The following is an 18,903-nucleotide window of genomic DNA, read 5'->3' on the forward strand; positions in this document are numbered from 1 at the left end:
TTTTTCAATATACGGCGTTTTCAGTGTCGGCATCAAAAAAGACGGCCCGGTTCATATTGACCGCAAGCAGAATAGCATCGCCGGGTTTCACCTGTGAAGCGCCGTCAAGACGGATCGTCATGCGGTCATCTCCGCTCACCGCATGAACGTACATCTCCGCGCCTAAGTTTTCACATACTTCCGCCACAGCGCGGCACACCGCTTCAGGCGGGTGCTCTGATTGTCCGGCAAGCGTCAAATGCTCCGGACGCAGCCCCGCAATCATCTCCTTACCGCTGTATCCTTTCTGCACAAGAACGGCCGCTTTTTCTTTCGGAATGGGCAGACGAACGGACGAACAGGCAAAATACCATTGCCCGTGACTTTCTTCAATGGCGCCTTTTATAAAATTCATACTCGGAGAACCGATAAAACCCGCCACAAACAGATTCGCCGGATAATGATAAATCTCATGGGGGCTTGCGGCCTGCTGAATATCTCCTTCATTCATCACGACAATCCGGTCGCCCATTGTCATCGCTTCCGTCTGATCATGCGTCACATAAACGATGGTCGCTTTCAAACGCTGATGGAGCTTGCTGATTTCGGCGCGCATCGTCACTCGCAATTTCGCGTCTAAGTTGGAAAGCGGCTCGTCCATCAGAAACACTTTCGGCTCCCGCACGATCGACCGGCCGAGCGCAACCCGCTGCCGCTGTCCGCCTGAAAGAGCCTTCGGTTTCCGCTTGAGCAGATGCCCGATTTCCAAAATATCGGCGGCCGTCCGGACTCGCTCTGCGATTTCTTTTTTCGGCAGCTTTCTGAGCTTCAAACCGAAGGCCATATTATCAAACACCGTCATGTGGGGATACAGCGCGTAATTCTGAAAAACCATCGCGATATCGCGATCCTTCGGGGGCAGATCGTTCACCGCGTCTCCATCGATATAAAGCTTCCCCTCAGAAATGCTCTCCAGTCCGGCAATCATTCTGAGTGTCGTAGATTTGCCGCAGCCGGAGGGCCCGACAAGCACCAGCAGCTCCTCATCTTTTACATCTAAGTGAAAATCCTTCACTGCCGCCGATTGGGCGCCGTATGTTTTTTTGATATGGTCAAATGTTAATGATGCCATTCGAAACCTCCTCCAATACTGGAAACCGCCACATCTTTCTGTTATGTTAAAAATGTTCGGGGTTTCTGAAAGATTCATAAATGAAAAGCAAATTTGTATTATAACGTCATAATACATATAATAGTACTACTACTTGACAAAGGAGGTCCGTCCCATTGTTAAATAACGGGAGCTCGAAACCTTTATATATTCAGCTGAAACAAATTATCGCGGACGATATCAAGAAGGGCGTTTATTCGCCGTCCGTAAAACTGCCGACCGAAAATGAGCTGTGCGAAACGTACAACGTCAGCCGCATAACGGTCAGGAAGGCCATCCTTGATCTTGTGGAAGAAGGCTGGCTTGTCCGGCAGCAGGGAAAGGGAACGTTCGTTAAAAGCCCTAAACTGAAGCGGGAGCTCATCGCGGTCAACGGCTACTCTGAATTTATGGAATCAACGGGGAAAAAACCGAAACACCAGATCCTTTCCCATGAAATCATTGAAGCGCCTAAATCCATCGCCCAAAAACTTCGCGTCGCTTCCGAAAGTCCCGTTCTTGAATTAAAACGCATTTTATTTCACGACGACCAGCCGCTCTCATTCGAAATCGCTCACTATCCGCTCAGTTTATTTCCCGACATCGGCAAGCATATTAAAGGCGGCGTGTCGATGCATGACATTTTGAAACAGCACTATCAGGTGGTGCCCACCCATAATACGAAGCTGTTAAATGTCGTATACGCCAAGCAGGAAGAAAGCCGCTATCTTGCTTGTGATATCGGGGATGCGCTTTTTGAAATTGATAAAACCGCATTTATGTCAAAAGACAAGCCGATATACAGCTCGCTGTTTTTAATGCATACCGACCGCGTTACGTTTACCATTAACAGTCCCTATGCGTAACAAGTATAAAAAACGAGACAATGCTTATCGTATTCTCGTTTTTTCACTGCTTTTCCCGCCGCCCGGCCTGTAGGGATGCCCGTAACCGAACGCTCCGAACCCTCCGCATGTTTTGGCAGCCGTCCCGGCGGCCGCAGTAAGCGCTCGCCGAATATCCTGATGCTCGAAGAAATCGGTAAGAAACCCGGCGATAAAAGAATCACCCGCGCCCAATGTATCTATTATATCAGCTCTTACCACCGGCTGATGATAGACGCGTTCCCCATCCGATAACACCGCGCCATATTCCCCCCTTGTCAGACAGACGATTTTCGCTCCGAAACCGCGGGCTTTTTCGGCAAGCCGCATACATTCACTTTCACTCAAATCACTCCCGGAAAAAAACGCATACGTCACGTACGGACAGACCGCTTCTAAATAGGCTTCGTCACGTTTTACAGAGAAGTCAAAGGAAATCGGCACATGGCCGCTCAGCATCGGGAGGTCACGTTCTATCCTGCTGTATACGCTCGTATGCAGCAGATCATGTCCGGCGATAAATGAGATGTCATTCTCCTGAAAAGCGAGCGTCAGACGCGATTGCACGCCGCCTTTATTTGATCCGGCAAATATCCTGTCCCCTCTTTCATCAAGCGTGACGACCGCCATCCCGTTTTCGCCGTATGCCCGGCGGATCAGATCGGCATTCACCTTTTCCAGTTTCAGCACATTCAATACGTGATCCGCCGCTTCATCACTGCCGAGAATCCCGATATAAGAAGTTTCGTGGCCTAAGCGCCGGGCAAGCACGGCTACGTTTAACGCATTTCCGCCCGGGTAAAACGTCTCCTGATCCTGATAATAATCTACTACATTATCTCCGGCCGCTATCAGTTTCATCTTTTCATCCTCCTTATCCTTTCACGCTTCCCGCAGCAATGCCGCGGATAAAATATCTCTGCATCAATAAAAACAGCGCTATGATCGGAGCAGCAGAAATCGTCAGCCCGGCCAGCAGCACGCCCCAATCCGTCTGCAGCGCATCTCTGAACTGCATCAGCCCGGCCGGAATCGTCCGTAAATTTTCATCATCGATAAAAATAATCGCAAACATAAACTCATTCCATGTATGGTAAGCCGTCAAAATGCCTGATGTCACCAGAATCGGCACGCTCATAGGTAAGAATATTCTGAAAAATATTCCGAAACTTGTACATCCATCCAGATAGGCAGCTTCCTCAAGCTCTTTGGAAATCGACAAAAAATAGGAACGGATCAGAATCACGGTAAACGGAATACGGTAGGCTGCGTACGGAAGAATCAAAGCCCAATACGTATTGTACAGTCCCAATGACTGGATAATGGAGTACAGCGGCACAAGACTGACCTGCGGCGTCAGCATCAAGCCGCCAAGACAAATGATCAGCACAAACCCTTTTCCTTTAAATTGAAAACGGGCCAGCCCGTATGCCGCCCAGGCGCTCACAAATACGGTGATGAGACAAGTCAGCACGGTCACAATGACGCTGTTCATAAAATAAGCGGAAATCCCTTGGTTCCATGCGGATACGAAGTTTTCGGGATGCCAGACAGAGGGCAGCGACCAGCTGTGCTCAAAAATCTCATCCGAGCTTTTAAAGGCGCTGACCGCCATCCATAACAGCGGATATGCAACGGCAATGAGGTAGATAAAGAGAAACAGCCACACAGACGTTTCCCCGACATACCATTTTCTCGGTTTTCCGCCTGTTCTGACGGCCTGACGGGCATGATGCAAGTCCGTCTTTTCAGGAAGCATCGGCTACTCCTCCTTTCCGGTCTTAAAGAATTTCATCTGAATAAGCGACAGAGCAAGCGTCAGCAAAAGCACCACCGTCGCGATCGCAGAAGCGTAGCCCATCATATCCTTTGTAAAAGCGCTCTTATACAAAAATGTGCTCAGCACTTCTGAAGCATTGCCCGGCCCTCCGCCGGTCAGAATATACGGTTCATTAAATACGGTAAATGCGCCGGTCAGCGTCATCACCACGGCAACAAACGACATTTCTTTCGTCTGCGGCACCGTAATGTGAAAAAACTGCTGGATTTTTCCGGCTCCGTCCAGCTGCGCCGATTCATATAATTCAGCGGGAATGCTCTGAATCGAGACAATGTACAGCATGGCGATGTAACCGACAGACTGCCATTGAGACACAAAAATGACAGACAGCATAGCGGTGTTTTCATCGCCCAGCCACGCCCGGGTCAGTTCATCAAGTCCGACGGCTTCCAGCAGCTGATTCAAAAGCCCGATTTCCGGGTTATAAATAAAATCAAACAACAGCGCAATGACGGTCATGGAAATGACGACCGGAAGAAAAAAGACCGTGCGGAAAAACGGCGACCATTTTCTTACCAGTCTGTCTTCCAGCACGGCCGCCAGAATTAAGCCGCCGCCAACCTGGCAAATCAGCGATATGACCGCATACAGCACATTGTTGCGGAGCGCTGTAAAAAACACGGGATCGTGAAACAGGTCAATATAATTTTTCAAACCGATAAACGTCTTTTCGGGTTGAAATGAGCTCCATTCAAACAGACTGAAAAACACATTCTCAATAATCGGAATGTAAACGAACAGCAGAAAAATCAGCGCGGGCGCGAGAAACAGATACGGAATGAAACGTTTTCGGCTGACCAAGGAAATCCTCATCTCCTTTCTCCAAAGAAATCTGTTCTATTCAGATGACGCTTTGACCTGACGCGCCGCTTTCTGCACGGAATTCATCACCTCGCGCGGTGTCATTGTGCCGCCGAGCATCTGCTGAACGCCTGCCGCATACACATCGGCGATTTCAACGTCAACATCCATATCAAACCACGGCACCATTGTTTCGGCGCGGACGATATCCTGCACGGCTTCACGCTGGATCGGGGCGGAATTGTTTTCTGTCGCCGTTCCTTGAACCGCGCTGTATTTACCGACGTCTTTTATCAGCTTCTCCCCCATTTTTTTCGAGGTTAAAAACTGAAGAAATTCCATGGCTTCTTTCGGGTGCTTCGTTTTTGAGGAAATCATAAATCCTTCCGGAGATCCGGTCAGTGCACGGGGAGATCCCTTTTCGCCGATGATTTTCGGGAAAGGAAACAAGCCCAGATTGACCGGTTCGACGAGCTTAATTTCTGCCGTTTCCGCATAAATCATCGCCGCTTTGCCGCTCGTAAACTGCTGGCGCACGTATTCGTGATCGACGGAGTTCACGTGCTTTGTAAAGTACGGCAGAAGTTCCTGAAGCTTTTCAAGCGCTTTGACATAGCCTTCGTCCGTAAACTCCCCGGTTTCCGGGCTGTAATCTTTCGCCCGCGTTTTTTCATCCACCATACGCTGGTTCAGCGTCCCGATATAATGAGAAATGGTCCAAGGCGCTTTTGTGCCGAAACTGATCGGAATATATCCGTTCTCTTTCAATTTCTCAGAGACTGTGATCAGTTCATCCCATGTCGCCGGGGGCTTCAAATGTAATGAATTAAAAATGTCCTTATTATAAAAGAATGATTTAGCGTCCATTTGCCACGGAACACCGTACTGTTTTCCGTCATGCGTAAAGGGTTTGATTTGTGACTGCACCAGCTGTGAGGACCAATCTTTATCCTGCTGATAGTAAGACGACAGATCGAGGGCTTTGTCTCCTTTGATGAATTTATAAGCAAACCGGTCGCTCCATGAAAAGAAAATATCAGGGGGGCTCGTTGTTCCGAGCATGACTTTCACCTTGTCTTTATAAGAATCGTTTAAGACCGCTTCCGTTTGGATATGAATATCCGGATGAGCGGCTTCAAATTCTTTGACCGCTTCTTCAAAATAGCTTTTTTCCGGCTCCTTCGGCCACCTGTGAAAAAACTTCAGAGTCACTTTTCCGTCAGAGGAACTGCTTTGGCTTGAACAGGCGGCGGCTGACAGACATACGGCTAACAGAACGAACAGGCAGATGAGCTTTTTCAGATGCTTTTCCTCCTTTGTCACCGGACTATAACGTTATATATCATTATAGTCCGGTGAAATATAATGCGCGTTCTTAATATTCGACTTTCCACATGTAACGCCGCTGGCTTAACGGATGGTTCCTTGCTTCCGCCAGCGCATCCGCATAGCTTCTGAGCACCCGGTTTAATACGAGAGGAGCCAGATAGCCTTTTACAGAATCGTCAATTCCGGAAAAATCATATGCTGCCGCATCAAGCACAGTCAGTTTTTTGCCGTATCTTTTTGAGAAGGAAAGCGCCCGCTCTTCAAGGGGTCTTGTTTCGTCTAAGCCGAGCAGGATAATAAATGGAACGGATTCATCAATGATTTCGAACGGTCCGTGAAAATATTCTCCGGCATGAATGGCATGGGAATGAATCCATTGCATTTCCATGAGAATGCAGATGCTGTAGGAGTAAGCGACACCGTAGTTCGCACCGCTTGCCATCGTGTAAATGATATCTTCTTTTTCGTGGGCTTTCGCGAATGCCTTTGCGTGATCCGCTTCTTGTTTAAGCGCTTTGTCATATACGGTCTGGAGCTTATTGAGTCCGTCGATCGCCGGCTCAAACGCGGGATGGTTTTCCAGCACGTGTAAAGCGCCGAACACGATTTGATACAGAACCCCGTAATTCGTATTTATCGCCTGTGCGTTCTCACCCCAGTCATACACCGCGACATATTCGGCTTCTTTCGCTAGCGGCGAATCAGGCTCAAAGGTCATCGCAATCGTAAGCGCGCCTTTTTTTCTGGCGAAACCGGCGGCTTTCACCGTTTCCGGCGTATTGCCTGACTGAGAACATAAAATCACGAGAGAGTTCTCTCCGAGCTGAACGGGATTGCGCTGAATAAATTCATTTGAACTGTAGAGATCAGAGCTGATGGCTTTCGCCTCTCTGTCAAACACGTACTTGCTCGGATACATAATGGCTGAAGAACCCCCGCAAGCGACGAAAAAGACGTGATCAATCGTTTTTCCTTTCAGATCATCCAAGAAAGCCTGAACCTTGTGATTCACTTGTGCGGCAGTTTGACTCAAATCCTTCACTCCTCAGTGTTTTATTATATAACGTTATATAACATTATATAACGTTATATTAATCGCACAAAGGTGCGTTGTCAATCATATTTTCTGAAATTTCTAAAATATAAAATAAACCCGTCTTATTTCCCGCCCTCTCTTGACCTGACCCTTAGAGACACGTTTAGAATGAAAAACAGGGAGTGATTCAGAATGAATATAAAAGAAGCCGCCAGACAGACGGGTCTCACGAAAAAAGCCATCAAATATTATGAGCAGGAAGGTTTAATCACCGTCAGCAAAAACCCTGATAACGGATACCGTGAGTATTCCGCTCAGAACGTGAATACGCTGAAAATGATTGCCGCCCTCCGAATGCTGGCACTGTCTGTAAGCGATATTAAAGCGTTCCTCTTAGAGGGCAGCAGTCTGCATGATATACTGCGCCGGCAGCATCAAAAGCTCAGCCGGCAGATTGAAGAGCTTGAGCAGGAACGGAAACTGACTGAAATGCTGATCAAGCGCGTGGAAGATGCGGAAAATGTCGATTCAATTCTGCATGATATCGGCGAGGTCAAAATAGATGAACCGAAGTATATGGGACTTCAGCTGAAAAAACTGTTCCCGGGAGATTTCGGAGAATTTATCGCCGCGCTGTTTGAACCGTTCCTCGACTTTTCTATTGATACAGATGAGAAAAAAACGATATGGGCGGAGCTTATTAAAGTATTGGATGATATGGAAGAAGTTCCGGCTGCACACCCGATGATGCAGCTGGTCGGCAAGGAGGATCCGGCTCAGCTCCAGCAGCACAAAGTACAGCATGATCAATTTATCGAGCGGATTTTGGAGAGAGACCCCGCCACTTGGGACACTCATAAAAACATCATCATTCAGCTTGTGAAAAGAGTGCAGACAGATGAAGAATACAGGGAAAGCCTGATCAAGGTCGGAGAATCAGCTTCTGATCTGCCCGCGCTGAAGGAGGGATCGCCTTTCAGCAATCTTCTTCAAAAGCTCAGCCCGAAATATGACACGTACGTGCGACTTCAGCTTGAACTGAAAAAAGAAGCCGACGAGGAACTCGGCTTTGATTCAGAAGCATATTTAAAACAGATGCTTCAATCAAAAAAACGCTAAGGTTCGTCTCCTTAGCGTTTTCTTTCTTCAGCCTCAGTGCTGCGCGTTAATGCGGTCAACGACATTAGCGATGAGCTGCTCTTTTCCTAAGTCGGAATCTTCGTCAACGCTTGCTACTGTCAAAATGATGGCCGCTACCGCAAGAGCGATCGTCTCAATGGCGGCCGCCGCGTTTAAAAATACCCATACAGCCGTTGCGCATTGGCCGATGGCCGTTGATTTTCCTTTGTCCATGCTCTTTTTGTCAAACTCTTCTTTCAGCACTTTCGCCATAATCTGCGAACCTTGATCAATGACGCTGTTCACTTTCTCATAATCGCCGCTGTAGACCGCCGCTTTCAACTCTTTAAAATAATCCGGCGATGACTTTTTAATATCAGCGATCACCTGATCGGAAACTTGCTTTAATTCATCCTGATCAATCTTTTTGACAGCCTTGGTATCCCATACTTCAGGAAGGAGTTTTGCGACCTCACCTTGTCCGAAAAAGATGCCGGAAAAAATGTCTTCACCCGAATAAGAGACCGACGGCTCAGTTTTCGCCGCGGCATGCGGGCCGACTAATGCGACCATTAAAACAAACACCAGCATCATGGCAGCTGCGGACTTCTTGCTTTTAACCAAATAATTTCCTCCTTTTCCTTTTATTTAAAAAATTGTATCTGATAAAAAGGGGATTGTAATGGTTCAAAGCTACTGTTTTCTCTGCCGGCACCAAAAACAGGACCAAAATACCAGCCACCGTAATGGAAAACGAGGTAAGCCCCAGCATAACGGCAAAGATTTCGTGCATAAAAATGGAGATAAACAATATCAGACGCCAATATGTTTTCGGAGCGAACAAAGCGCAGAACATAATGGTTTGCACAATGAGCGTGCCCCAAGTCGGGATGACGACAAGCTTGGACTGCAGGATAAAGTCAAACAGACCGTGAAGCGCATCCGGCAGACCCAGCATCGGATCGTTCAAATAGTAATAAACGGCGGTTCCGTTCTGCCACTCTTCTTCCATCAGTTTGGCAATGACAGAGTTAAAGTACAGCATCGCGACCTGTATTCTGATGATTGTCAGTGTCGCCCAGCATAAGGAGCGGTAATAAGGCTCAAGCGGTCTTTTCTCAAAAGACGCCTCGTACGGAGACCAGTGCCATTTCCGCGGATCGGTTAATGTCAGCGGGAGCAGCAGCAGTGTAAAAACGGCAGCCACCTGATCTCCTCCGTCAAGGGTAACGGCGGAGTTTTGGAAGCTGTACGAAATCCACCAGTGAAAAAAACCGGTGATTCGCGGCCGCCAGCCAATGACGACAAGGATTAACATACAGATACAAACGGCTTTGACGATCTCAATGTAACGGAAATCGGGAAACAGCAGAAACAGGCTGAACGTGTCGGAAAAACTGAGCATTTGATTTTGCGTTTTGAAGAAGACAGACGCCGGATTGAACAGCAATGTCAGCAGCGTGCCGAGCGCGATTAAGCTTCTGGCAAGCCCGTACACATTTGTCCAAGGCGGATTCTTCATCATCCATAAGGTGAGCTGCTTTTTTGCATCCTGAATCAATTGACATCCACTCCGATGTATTTTTTGATGGTTCTTTTCGTTTCGGTATGTTGGCTCCATGCCCATGGGGTAATGCGTTCATATGTAATGATCATTTTCCCTTTCAGCCTTGGGGAGGGAGACTCATTTTTCATTTTCAAAAATGTGGTATCCTTAATGTCTTGGCCAGTCGTGAAGTCGTTCCACTTCTCTTTGGAAGGCAGCTTTTCCAGCATAAGGCCGAGCTCTATCCCTTGCGTCCGGCCGTAGCGGTTTAAGCCGATGACATTTTTCAGAGAATTATTCGGCCATCTGAGCTCCTCATCGGCATCAAGAAGATAGATGTTCAAGCTGTCTTCTCTCGGATCTTTACTGAAAAATCCCCAGCTTTGCGGATAAATCATGGAAACGGTTTTGGATTGATGCTTGGTTAATTGGATGGCGGAGCTTGGCAATGCCGCGATGATGGTAAAAAACAAAACGATGATCCAGGCGGCCATGATAAAAAGAAAGAATGAAAACATGCTGGTTTGCTTCTTGTCAGTCAATTGAAACCCTCCTAGCGTATGGAAATTTCATTGACATGATTATACACCATTCAACAAGTAAAATATTGATAAATTAGATTTTTCAGACTAATATACTATTATATGTAAAAAAGGGAGTGTTCATATGTTTTTGATGAATGATAAAGTGCTGTGGGGAGCTGTGGTTCTCGCCTTTATTCTGTCGATTGTGTTTTATCCGTTTCTTCCTGCTGATATGGCCATTCACTATGACGTGTCGAACCGTCCGAATACATCAATCAATAAAACGGCCGGCGTCCTGATTTTTCCCGTGCTCATGATGATCTGCATGTTATTCAGAAAAAAGGTCGTCCAGCTATTCCTCATCGTTTACTGTCTGCTGATCGTGCATATTGCAGTGATGTGGCTGGCACTGTAAACATAAAGAAAACCGGAGCCCTTAAGCTCCGGTTTTTCTTATTTATAAAATACTTTCTCAATGTTGTATTTCGACTGAAGGGTATTGATCGCGTACGTTTCGTAAATCTCCCTTTCCATCGGATCATTTACGACACATACTTCAATTTTATACACTTCGTCTCTGTGATGTTTAACAGGCGACACATTGTCTTCAAAATGCTTTTTGATTCTTTGTCTTAATTTACGGGCTTTCCCGACAAACAGCAGCTCATCATGAATGTTATAAAACATAAATATGCCGCCTTTGTCTCTCGGAATTTGGTGAAAATCAATGAAACCGTAAATCGCTTTAATCGCCGGTTCATTCTCCGACGGTGACTGCTGCCGTTCCGTAATGGTTACATCAGGAGCAGGAAGGTTTATTTTTATCAAATGGGTCACGTCCTCTTATTCATTAAAGCTCCATCCTATCATAAGAATGCGCCAAAAGCTATTTTTTATTCAAGCGCCCCGGCCGGATCATAAAGGCTTAAATCAATTTCCGTCTGCTGCCCGAGCGCGAGTTTCGCCAGTTCAGCCCCCAGATACGGCCCGCTCGTCAGTCCTGAGGCGCCCAGCCCGTTGGCAACGAGGAGTCCGCTGATATTCGGCACTTTGCCGATGACGGGAAGAAAACCGGGAGTAAACGGCCTGAAACCGACTCTTGTCTCTATTACAGTACTGTCTGAAAGGCCCGGCGCCACGGTTAATGCTTTGTCAAAAATCTCGCGGAGACCGCCGGCCGTCACCCGCAAATCCATGCCGGTATCGTTTTCATGAGTCGCGCCCGCTATGATTCTGCCGCTGTCAAAGGCGAGAATGTATTGATCGTTTGGAGGCATGACGACGGGCCAGCCGCCCGTATCCTCTCCCTGAAGCTCTAAATGAACGATCTGCGCCTTTTGGTATGATACTGAAAAACGGATACCGAGCGGCTCAAGCAGCTCTCTCGCCCAAGCGCCGGCCGTTACGAGAACCTGGTCGGCAGTAAGCGTGCGTTCTGCGGTTTTCACACCGATGACGGCACCGTCCTCTGTCAATATTGACGCTTCTTCATTGTAAACCGCCGCGCCGTGCTTAACGGCCGCGTTCAACAGCGCCTTACGAAGCGCCCTCCCGTTCACCCGGGCCGCGCCGCTGACATGAACCGCCCCGTATTCCTCCGACAGCGCGGGGAACAGCGCCTTCGTTTCTTCCGGAGTCAGTCTTGTAATGTCACCGATTTCAGGGGCGTCCTCTCTTCTTTTATAAGCTCTTTCCTCCATTTGGCTGAGCTTTTTTTCATCCGTATGGAGGCTGACGGCTCCGACCTTTTGATAACCGGTTTCTGTTTCTCCGTCAGCTTCAAGCTGCTGTATCAATCGTTCATAATAACGGGCTCCGCCTTTTGCGATCGCATACCATGCCTGATTGCGGCGCTGCGACAGCCACGGGCAGACGATCCCCGCCGCGGCGTCAGTCGCCTGCCCCGGGTGTTTCCGGTCAATGACCGTTACTTCCGCCCCGGCCTTTGCGAGATGATAAGCCGCGGACGCACCGAGAATGCCGGCCCCGATAATCAAATAAGACTTCATGTATAACACCTTTTCTATCTGTTTTGTCTTATTTATTTTAACAAATGGAGCGCCCGGTTCCTACCGGAGTCCTGACGGCAATGATGAGTTTCGAAAACGGAAACGTATAATAAAAGGAATACGTTCTTGTCTGAAAGCCGTTTTCCTCAAGAATTGCTCTGTATTGTGATGTATTTTTTATATCTGACACGGCCAATGTGCCGCCAGGCTTCAGCACCCTCACCATTTCCGCAATCGCCCGTTCCCTCTTTTTTCTGCCTGAAATGTTGTGTACGACAAAATGCGAAATGACAAGGTCAAACGTCTCATCAGGAAACGGCATGTCTTGCGCCAGTCCGTCATACAGATCAATTTCCGGCGCTCTTTCAGCCTGTCTGTTCTTTTCAAATGCGTCTCTTCCGTTTCCGACCAGGTCCCAGCTTGACCATTTGTCAATCGCTGAGACGTCAGCGCCTTTTTGAGCCGCGGCGATGGCTAATAGCCCCCGCCCCGTACCGACATCAAGCACCTTCATGTCCGGCTTTAAACCGGATAGCGCAAGAATGCGATGGCGGTGTAAAAGTTTAATGGCCGTTGAATACAAGAGCATCCAAAGACCGAGCAATAAAAACAAGGTGCCCGTCAGCCAGCCCCAGTAAGGAGGAATCATGCCGTATAACGTGGCTGCGGCATAAAGGAGCGCAATAAAGATAAATCCAAACGCTCCATAAGGCGCATCAATTCCGTATCGTGTTGTCATAACACCCACCCCTTTCAATATTTATCCAAATGGTATACCATATTATTCTAGCAAAAGCTGAAAGGAGATACGACCATATGAAACGCGGCATTACATTTAACATCCCAAATCAATTCGGACGGTTTGCGGCAGATATATTACAACCGTTCCCCATCTCTTCCTATACGTGGTTTATCGGTGATGGAGAGGCGTATACGGAATTCAAAGAAGGCATCGATACAGACCTGTTTCCGCAAAATCAGCGTATCATTCAGGGTCAAGAACTCCGTCAGCGTCTGGAAGGAAACCCTTATTATATGATTTTTGCTGAATTGAAAGCTTTCCCGGGCGGGATGGTAACGGAAATCAATACGTACGAGGAGTATTTGGAGAGTTCCTGTGAGCTTGTGCTTCTCATTGCAGATTGCTCGTATGTAACGTTATATTGCAAAGATCCGGATATGCTCGAAGCCCTTTATCAGCAGGCTGTACAATGCGGATTTCTCCGCGTTGACTATGTTACAGATGAGAATGACGCGAGAACGGGATTGTCTGTCTGATGAAGGTGCGTTCTTTTTATGAAGCGCCTGATAGGGCTTAGGATTCAAAATATTGACAAATTCGTGTGTTTTCAACAAAAAAACAACCCCCTCATGTATACTGAGTGCGTAACTTACATATGAAAGGGGTATGGCAATGAAAATCAGCTTGAAGAAAAAAGCAGGTTTTTGGAAGAAGACGGCGGTTTCGTCACTTATTTTCACCATGTTTTTTACCCTGATGATGAGCGGTACGGTTTTTGCGGCCGGGCTGAATAAGGATCAGAAGCGCCGGGCGGAACAGCTGACCAGCATTTTTGAAAACGGAAAGACGGAAATCCAATACGGATATGTTGAAGCGTTGGATGACGGAAGAGGTTACACTTGCGGGCGGGCCGGCTTTACGACGGCTACCGGAGATGCGCTGGAAGTAGTCGAAGTATACACGAAAGCGGTGCCAAATAACAAATTGAAAAAGTATTTGCCTGAATTGCGACGTCTTGCGAAGGACGAAAGCGATGACATCAGCAATCTGAAAGGATTCGCTTCTGCCTGGCGCTCACTTGGCAATGATAAAGCCTTCCGCGCTGCCCAAGATAAGGTAAATGACAGCTTGTATTATCAGCCGGCGATGAAACGTTCAGAAAATGCCGGACTGAAAACGGCCTTGGCAAAAGCAGTGATGTACGATACGGTGATTCAGCATGGCGACGGCGATGATCCAGACTCCTTTTATGCCCTGATTAAACGCACGAACAAAAAAATGGGCGGGTCACCGAAAGACGGTACTGACGAGAAGAAATGGCTCAATAAATTCTTGGATGTGCGCTATGACGATCTGATGAATCCGTCAGATGAGGACACCCAGGACGAATGGAGAGAATCGGTTGCCCGTGTCGACGTTTTCCGCGATATTGTCAAAGAGAAGAACTACAATTTAAACGGCCCGATTCATGTCCGGTCAAGCGAATACGGAAATTTCACTATTCAATAAACAAAAAAACCCCGCCATATGGCGGGGTTTTACTATTAACCGATGGAGCCTTCCATTTCGAACTTAATCAAACGGTTCATTTCAACTGCGTATTCCATCGGAAGTTCTTTTGTGAACGGCTCGATGAAGCCCATAACGATCATTTCTGTTGCTTCTTCTTCAGAAATACCGCGGCTCATCAAGTAGAAAAGCTGTTCTTCAGAAACTTTTGATACTTTCGCTTCGTGCTCCAATGAAATGTTGTCGTTCAGGATTTCATTGTAAGGGATTGTATCAGAAGTTGATTTGTTATCCATAATGAGCGTATCACACTCGATGTTTGAACGGGCGCCGTCCGCTTTTCGTCCGAAGTGGACGATACCGCGGTATGTTACTTTTCCGCCCTGTTTGGAAATCGATTTTGATACGATTGTGGATGACGTATTCGGTGCAAGGTGAATCATTTTCGCGCCTGCGTCCTGATGCTGTCCTTTACCCGCAAGAGCGATAGAAAGCGTCATGCCGCGTGCGCCTTCACCTTTCAGAATGACAGCCGGATATTTCATCGTCAATTTAGAACCGATGTTTCCGTCAACCCATTCCATCGTCGCGTTTTCTTCACAAACCGTACGTTTCGTTACTAGGTTGTAAACGTTGTTCGCCCAGTTTTGAATTGTTGTATAACGGCAGTAGCCGCCTTTTTTGACAATGATTTCAACAACTGCGCTGTGAAGCGAGTTTGTTGTGTACACAGGAGCCGTACAGCCCTCTACGTAATGAACGCTTGCTTCTTCGTCAACGATGATCAGCGTACGTTCGAACTGACCCATGTTTTCGGAGTTGATGCGGAAGTAAGCTTGAAGCGGTGTTTCAACCTTCACGCCTTTAGGCACGTAGATGAAAGATCCGCCGGACCAAACAGCTGAGTTCAGCGCCGCAAACTTGTTATCAGTCGGCGGAATGACTTTCGCCCAGTGCTCGCGGAAAATGTCTTCATTTTCTTTCAGCGCGCTGTCTGTGTCTTTGAAGACGATGCCTTGCTCTTCAAGATCTTCTTTCATATTGTGGTAAACAACTTCGGATTCGTACTGTGCAGAAACACCGGCAAGGTATTTTTGCTCAGCTTCAGGAATACCGAGTTTGTCGAATGTCTGTTTAATTTCCTCAGGCACTTCATCCCAAGAACGCTCTGAACGCTCAGACGGCTTTACGTAATACGTAATTTCGTCAAAGTTTAAAGAGTTTAAATCCCCGCCCCACTGCGGCATCGGCATGTTGTAGAAATGCTCAAGAGATTTCAGGCGGAAATCAAGCATCCATTGAGGCTCTTCTTTCATGCGTGAAATTTCTTCTACGATTTCTTTTGTCAATCCGCGCTCTGAACGGAAAATGGAAACGTCCTTATCGTGAAAACCGTACTTGTATTCACCAATTTCAGGCATTTTTTTAGCCATCCATTTTCACTCCAATCTTTTAATTGCCGCCTTTTTCGCCAGCGACTCCTTTTTCAAGTGCTTTCCATGAAAGGGTGGCACATTTAATCCGGGCCGGGAATTTCGAAACGCCTTGAAGAGCTTCAATATCCCCGAGATCTATCGAGTCGTCATACTCTTTCCCTTGCATCATGTCTGAGAAAATCTTAGACATGGAAAGGGCGGTATCAATATCTTTTCCTTTAATCGCCTGCGTCATCATGGAAGCTGAAGCCATGGAGATAGAACAGCCTTCTCCTTCAAACTTCGCTTCCTGAACGGTATCGCCGTCAAGCTTCATTGTCAGTCTGATCCGGTCGCCGCAAGTCGGGTTGTTCATATCGACGACGATGCTGTCATCCAAAACCCCTTTGTTGCGCGGATTTTTGTAATGATCCATGATCACTTGTCTGTATAATGTATCTAAATTTGCATTAAAAGACATTTGTAAAGTACTCCTTTGTCTTTTGGAGGGCTTCCGCGAGCTTATCGATCTCTTCCTCTGTATTATACAGATAAAAACTCGCTCTCGCAGTAGCAGATACATCCAGCCATTTCATGAGCGGCTGGGCGCAATGATGGCCGGCTCTGACCGCAATGCCCTCAGCATCGAGGACAGTCGCGACATCATGAGGGTGAACCTCATCAAGATTAAATGTCACAAGTCCCGCCCGCTCTTTCGGACCGTATACCGTCACGCCGTCTAGCTGCTCGAAACGGTCAAGCGCATAGGCTGCAAGCTTATGCTCATGCCGGGAAATCTCGTCGAGTCCGATCTCTTCAAGAAAATCAATCGCGGCTCCCAATCCGATCGCGCCTGCGATAATCGGTGTGCCTGCTTCAAATTTCCACGGAAGCTCTTTCCAAGTTGATTCATAAAGCCCTACAAAGTCGATCATTTCGCCGCCAAATTCGGCCGGCTCCATATTCTCAAGCAGTTCTTTCTTGCCGTACAGCACGCCGATTCCCGTCGGGCCGCACATTTTATGGGAAGAAAGCGCGAAGAAGTCGCAATCCAAGTCCTGAACGTCGATTTTCATGTGCGGTGTGCTTTGCGCCCCGTCCACCACGATGACCGCGCCATTGTCATGAGCGATTTTGGCGATCTCTTTAATCGGGTTGATCGTGCCCAGCACGTTTGACACATGAGCGACTGCCACGATCTTCGTATGGCTTGTGACAGTCTGCCGGACGTCATCTAACGAAAGCGTGCCGTCTTCCTGCATCGGGATATACTTTAAAGTCGCGCCGGTTGCTTTTACAGCCTGCTGCCACGGAATGATATTCGCATGATGCTCCATTTGGGTGATGACCACTTCATCACCGGGTTTTAAGCTGGCGCGGGCATAGCTTAGCGCCACCATATTCAGTGAAGTTGTCGTGCCTTTTGTGAAAATGACCTCAGCCATTGATTTCGCATTGATAAACTTACGGACTTTTTCACGCGCACCTTCATAGCCGTCTGTCGCTCTCGTGCCAAGAGTATGAACGCCTCTGTGGACATTGGAATTGTATTTGCTGTAATACTGATCCACTGCTTCAATGACAGCACGCGGCTTCTGGGAAGTCGCCGCGCTGTCAAGGTACACGAGGTCATGTCCGTTCACTTGCTGATGAAGGATCGGGAACTGTTCACGAATATCGGTGATATTCATTATTTTACTTTCCTTTCGATGACGGAGACGAGCTGTTTCTTAACTCCTTCAATCGGAAGCTCTTTTACCACCGGAGCAAGGAATCCGTAAATGACTAAGCGCTCCGCTTCTTCTTTCGGAATTCCGCGGCTCATTAAGTAGTAAAGCTGGATCGGGTCCACACGGCCGACAGATGCCGCATGTCCTGCAGTTACATCGTCTTCATCAATTAAAAGAATCGGGTTTGCATCTCCGCGTGCTTTTTCACTCAGCATCAGAACGCGGGATTCCTGTTCAGCGTTTGCTTTAGACGCGCCGTGCTCGATTTTGCCGATTCCGTTAAAGATGGAAGATGCGGCATCTTTCATGACTCCGTGCTTCAGGATATAGCCTTCAGAAGCCTTACCGAAGTGGATGATCTGCGTCGTAAAGTTTTCCGTCTGTTCTCCTCTTCCGACAACTACGGTTTTCGTATCGCCGTATGTGCCGTCTCCGTAGAGGTTTGTCGTATTTTCAGAAATCGTGTCGCCGTCGTTCATCAGTCCGAGCGCCCACTCGATTCTGCTGTCGCGTCCGCGCGCGGCTCCGCGGCGGTTGACGTATGTTGTGACACCTGCTGACAGGTTGTCAACGGCACCGTACGTCACGCTGGCATTATCACCTGTGACCACTTCACTGATAATGTTGAATACCGCTTCTTTCGGGTTCACCGTGCTGATGTAGTTCTCAACGTAAGTGACGGAGCTGTGGCCTTCAGCGACGATCAGCACGTGGTTGAACAATGCCGTGTCATTGCTTTCATGAACGTAAACGGCCTGAACAGGCGTCTCCACCTGAACGTTTTTAGGAACATAAAGGAATGCCCCGCCGTTCATTAATGCTGCATGAAGCGCAGTCAGTTTATGTTCGTCGACCTTAACGCCGTCTTTCATGAAATACTTCTCAACGAGGTCGCTGTGCTCACGGGCAGCCGTTAAGATGTCCGTAAAGATGACGCCTTTGTCTTTCAGTTCTTTAGAAAGAGAAAGGAAAGCGGGCGTTTGGTCACGCTGCACGTATAACGTTTTGTCTTCGTTTTCGATATCGATCAGCGCTTTTGCTTCATCAGCTAAATCTTCTAAAGAAGCAAGCGGCGCATTTTCTACTGTATGCTTGTTGAACTTTGTAAAGTTCCAATTTGTGATTTTTGTTTTATCAGGCTTAGGCAGCGGCAGATCGTCAGCTTTTTCAAGAGCCTGTAAGCGCAGGTTTTTCAGCCAGGCAGGTTCTTGATGCTTTTCGGAAAAGCCTTTGACATATTCCTGATCTACGGATAGTTTCGTTTCCAATGTCATGATTATCCCCCTAACG

Annotated in this window: 21 protein-coding genes; 5 read left to right on the forward strand and 16 right to left on the reverse strand. The window is 47.6% G+C overall.

Annotated elements, in window-relative coordinates:
- Window positions 1–4 precede the first annotated feature (4 nt).
- Window positions 5–1,111 (reverse strand): ABC transporter ATP-binding protein, encoded by a 1,107-nt coding sequence (locus JNUCC21_RS17035; protein ID WP_122504183.1) that lies wholly within the window; start codon window positions 1,109–1,111, stop codon window positions 5–7.
- A 155-nt stretch (window positions 1,112–1,266) separates the two neighbouring features.
- On the opposite strand from JNUCC21_RS17035, the gene JNUCC21_RS17040 reads away from it, so the two are divergent.
- Window positions 1,267–1,995 carry a GntR family transcriptional regulator gene (locus JNUCC21_RS17040; protein ID WP_053574106.1) on the forward strand — a complete coding sequence of 243 codons (729 nt, stop codon included), beginning with the start codon at window positions 1,267–1,269 and terminating at the stop codon, window positions 1,993–1,995.
- A 24-nt stretch (window positions 1,996–2,019) separates the two neighbouring features.
- Here the strand turns inward: JNUCC21_RS17040 and JNUCC21_RS17045 are convergent, their stop codons facing one another.
- From JNUCC21_RS17045 to JNUCC21_RS17065, 5 genes are all read right to left on the reverse strand, one after another.
- Complete coding sequence (locus JNUCC21_RS17045) at window positions 2,020–2,874, reverse strand: PfkB family carbohydrate kinase (protein WP_032867112.1); 855 nt, start codon at window positions 2,872–2,874, stop codon at window positions 2,020–2,022.
- Window positions 2,875–2,887: 13 nt separating this feature from the next.
- Window positions 2,888–3,772, reverse strand: coding sequence for a carbohydrate ABC transporter permease (locus JNUCC21_RS17050; RefSeq protein WP_043020728.1), 885 nt, complete (start codon window positions 3,770–3,772; stop codon window positions 2,888–2,890).
- A 3-nt stretch (window positions 3,773–3,775) separates the two neighbouring features.
- Window positions 3,776–4,666, reverse strand: coding sequence for a carbohydrate ABC transporter permease (locus JNUCC21_RS17055; protein ID WP_012118373.1), 891 nt, complete (start codon window positions 4,664–4,666; stop codon window positions 3,776–3,778).
- A gap of 24 nt (window positions 4,667–4,690) precedes the next feature.
- The gene (locus tag JNUCC21_RS17060) at window positions 4,691–5,956 is read right to left on the reverse strand and encodes an ABC transporter substrate-binding protein (RefSeq protein ID WP_150941580.1); all 1,266 of its coding nucleotides are present in this window, start codon (window positions 5,954–5,956) and stop codon (window positions 4,691–4,693) included.
- Between the two features lie 73 nt (window positions 5,957–6,029).
- A complete protein-coding gene (locus JNUCC21_RS17065) occupies window positions 6,030–7,016 on the reverse strand; it encodes an SIS domain-containing protein (RefSeq protein WP_032867108.1) in 987 nt (328 codons plus the stop codon).
- 195 nt (window positions 7,017–7,211) lie between these two features.
- Here JNUCC21_RS17065 and JNUCC21_RS17070 point away from each other — a divergent pair, with 195 nt between their 5' ends.
- Window positions 7,212–8,138 (forward strand): MerR family transcriptional regulator, encoded by a 927-nt coding sequence (locus tag JNUCC21_RS17070; RefSeq protein ID WP_040238906.1) that lies wholly within the window; start codon window positions 7,212–7,214, stop codon window positions 8,136–8,138.
- A gap of 33 nt (window positions 8,139–8,171) precedes the next feature.
- Here the strand turns inward: JNUCC21_RS17070 and JNUCC21_RS17075 are convergent, their stop codons facing one another.
- From JNUCC21_RS17075 to JNUCC21_RS17085, 3 genes are read right to left on the reverse strand one after another with little or no spacing between them, the layout of a single operon-like run.
- Window positions 8,172–8,762 (reverse strand): sporulation delaying protein family toxin, encoded by a 591-nt coding sequence (locus JNUCC21_RS17075; RefSeq protein WP_007410098.1) that lies wholly within the window; start codon window positions 8,760–8,762, stop codon window positions 8,172–8,174.
- Window positions 8,755–9,699: a sporulation-delaying protein SdpB family protein gene (locus tag JNUCC21_RS17080; protein ID WP_053104626.1), complete on the reverse strand. Its 945-nt coding sequence runs from the start codon at window positions 9,697–9,699 to the stop codon at window positions 8,755–8,757. Before JNUCC21_RS17080 ends, JNUCC21_RS17075 begins: the two co-directional genes overlap by 8 nt.
- A complete protein-coding gene (locus JNUCC21_RS17085) occupies window positions 9,696–10,226 on the reverse strand; it encodes an SdpA family antimicrobial peptide system protein (protein WP_025285231.1) in 531 nt (176 codons plus the stop codon). The genes JNUCC21_RS17080 and JNUCC21_RS17085 overlap by 4 nt, the downstream gene beginning before the upstream one ends.
- A 124-nt stretch (window positions 10,227–10,350) precedes the next feature.
- On the opposite strand from JNUCC21_RS17085, the gene JNUCC21_RS17090 reads away from it, so the two are divergent.
- Window positions 10,351–10,623, forward strand: coding sequence for a DUF1648 domain-containing protein (locus JNUCC21_RS17090; RefSeq protein ID WP_015240532.1), 273 nt, complete (start codon window positions 10,351–10,353; stop codon window positions 10,621–10,623).
- 38 nt (window positions 10,624–10,661) lie between these two features.
- Here JNUCC21_RS17090 and JNUCC21_RS17095 read toward each other — a convergent pair whose 3' ends face one another.
- The 3 genes from JNUCC21_RS17095 to JNUCC21_RS17105 all read right to left on the reverse strand — a co-directional run bounded on the left by JNUCC21_RS17095 (window position 10,662) and on the right by JNUCC21_RS17105 (window position 12,956).
- A complete protein-coding gene (locus JNUCC21_RS17095; RefSeq protein ID WP_007410094.1) occupies window positions 10,662–11,036 on the reverse strand; it encodes a nucleotide excision repair endonuclease in 375 nt (124 codons plus the stop codon).
- Between the two features lie 65 nt (window positions 11,037–11,101).
- Window positions 11,102–12,217, reverse strand: coding sequence for an FAD-binding oxidoreductase (locus JNUCC21_RS17100; RefSeq protein ID WP_069007328.1), 1,116 nt, complete (start codon window positions 12,215–12,217; stop codon window positions 11,102–11,104).
- Between the two features lie 37 nt (window positions 12,218–12,254).
- Window positions 12,255–12,956, reverse strand: a complete 702-nt coding sequence (locus tag JNUCC21_RS17105) for a class I SAM-dependent methyltransferase (RefSeq protein ID WP_136396588.1) — start codon at window positions 12,954–12,956, stop codon at window positions 12,255–12,257.
- 77 nt (window positions 12,957–13,033) lie between these two features.
- On the opposite strand from JNUCC21_RS17105, the gene JNUCC21_RS17110 reads away from it, so the two are divergent.
- Window positions 13,034–13,495: a DUF2691 family protein gene (locus JNUCC21_RS17110; RefSeq protein ID WP_020956308.1), complete on the forward strand. Its 462-nt coding sequence runs from the start codon at window positions 13,034–13,036 to the stop codon at window positions 13,493–13,495.
- Between the two features lie 136 nt (window positions 13,496–13,631).
- Entirely contained in the window at window positions 13,632–14,468 is an 837-nt protein-coding gene (csn, locus tag JNUCC21_RS17115; RefSeq protein WP_003151879.1) for a chitosanase, read from the forward strand.
- Between the two features lie 35 nt (window positions 14,469–14,503).
- Here csn and sufB read toward each other — a convergent pair whose 3' ends face one another.
- From sufB to sufD, 4 genes are read right to left on the reverse strand one after another with little or no spacing between them, the layout of a single operon-like run.
- Window positions 14,504–15,901 carry a Fe-S cluster assembly protein SufB gene (gene sufB / locus JNUCC21_RS17120; RefSeq protein WP_007410090.1) on the reverse strand — a complete coding sequence of 466 codons (1,398 nt, stop codon included), beginning with the start codon at window positions 15,899–15,901 and terminating at the stop codon, window positions 14,504–14,506.
- A 19-nt stretch (window positions 15,902–15,920) separates the two neighbouring features.
- Window positions 15,921–16,364, reverse strand: coding sequence for a Fe-S cluster assembly sulfur transfer protein SufU (sufU, locus tag JNUCC21_RS17125; RefSeq protein ID WP_003151877.1), 444 nt, complete (start codon window positions 16,362–16,364; stop codon window positions 15,921–15,923).
- Entirely contained in the window at window positions 16,354–17,574 is a 1,221-nt protein-coding gene (gene sufS / locus JNUCC21_RS17130; RefSeq protein ID WP_007410089.1) for a cysteine desulfurase SufS, read from the reverse strand. Before sufS ends, sufU begins: the two co-directional genes overlap by 11 nt.
- The gene (gene sufD / locus JNUCC21_RS17135) at window positions 17,574–18,887 is read right to left on the reverse strand and encodes a Fe-S cluster assembly protein SufD (RefSeq protein WP_076424492.1); all 1,314 of its coding nucleotides are present in this window, start codon (window positions 18,885–18,887) and stop codon (window positions 17,574–17,576) included. The genes sufS and sufD overlap by 1 nt, the downstream gene beginning before the upstream one ends.
- Window positions 18,888–18,903 lie beyond the last annotated feature (16 nt).

Origin of the sequence: Bacillus sp. JNUCC-21 (assembly GCF_041222765.1) — a bacterium.
Classification (GTDB): Bacteria; Bacillota; Bacilli; order Bacillales; family Bacillaceae; genus Bacillus; species Bacillus velezensis.

What these genes read in the sequence shown, in the direction of transcription:
- JNUCC21_RS17035 (WP_122504183.1), bottom strand. Translation starts at nt 1,111, where the DNA reads ATGGCATCATTAACATTTGACCATATCAAAAAAACATACGGCGCCCAA.
- JNUCC21_RS17045 (WP_032867112.1), bottom strand. Translation starts at nt 2,874, where the DNA reads ATGAAACTGATAGCGGCCGGAGATAATGTAGTAGATTATTATCAGGAT.
- JNUCC21_RS17050 (WP_043020728.1), bottom strand. Translation starts at nt 3,772, where the DNA reads ATGCTTCCTGAAAAGACGGACTTGCATCATGCCCGTCAGGCCGTCAGA.
- JNUCC21_RS17055 (WP_012118373.1), bottom strand. Translation starts at nt 4,666, where the DNA reads ATGAGGATTTCCTTGGTCAGCCGAAAACGTTTCATTCCGTATCTGTTT.
- JNUCC21_RS17070 (WP_040238906.1), top strand. Translation starts at nt 7,212, where the DNA reads ATGAATATAAAAGAAGCCGCCAGACAGACGGGTCTCACGAAAAAAGCC.
- JNUCC21_RS17090 (WP_015240532.1), top strand. Translation starts at nt 10,351, where the DNA reads ATGTTTTTGATGAATGATAAAGTGCTGTGGGGAGCTGTGGTTCTCGCC.
- JNUCC21_RS17100 (WP_069007328.1), bottom strand. Translation starts at nt 12,217, where the DNA reads ATGAAGTCTTATTTGATTATCGGGGCCGGCATTCTCGGTGCGTCCGCG.
- JNUCC21_RS17105 (WP_136396588.1), bottom strand. Translation starts at nt 12,956, where the DNA reads ATGACAACACGATACGGAATTGATGCGCCTTATGGAGCGTTTGGATTT.
- JNUCC21_RS17110 (WP_020956308.1), top strand. Translation starts at nt 13,034, where the DNA reads ATGAAACGCGGCATTACATTTAACATCCCAAATCAATTCGGACGGTTT.
- csn (WP_003151879.1), top strand. Translation starts at nt 13,632, where the DNA reads ATGAAAATCAGCTTGAAGAAAAAAGCAGGTTTTTGGAAGAAGACGGCG.
- sufB (WP_007410090.1), bottom strand. Translation starts at nt 15,901, where the DNA reads ATGGCTAAAAAAATGCCTGAAATTGGTGAATACAAGTACGGTTTTCAC.
- sufU (WP_003151877.1), bottom strand. Translation starts at nt 16,364, where the DNA reads ATGTCTTTTAATGCAAATTTAGATACATTATACAGACAAGTGATCATG.
- sufS (WP_007410089.1), bottom strand. Translation starts at nt 17,574, where the DNA reads ATGAATATCACCGATATTCGTGAACAGTTCCCGATCCTTCATCAGCAA.
- sufD (WP_076424492.1), bottom strand. Translation starts at nt 18,887, where the DNA reads ATGACATTGGAAACGAAACTATCCGTAGATCAGGAATATGTCAAAGGC.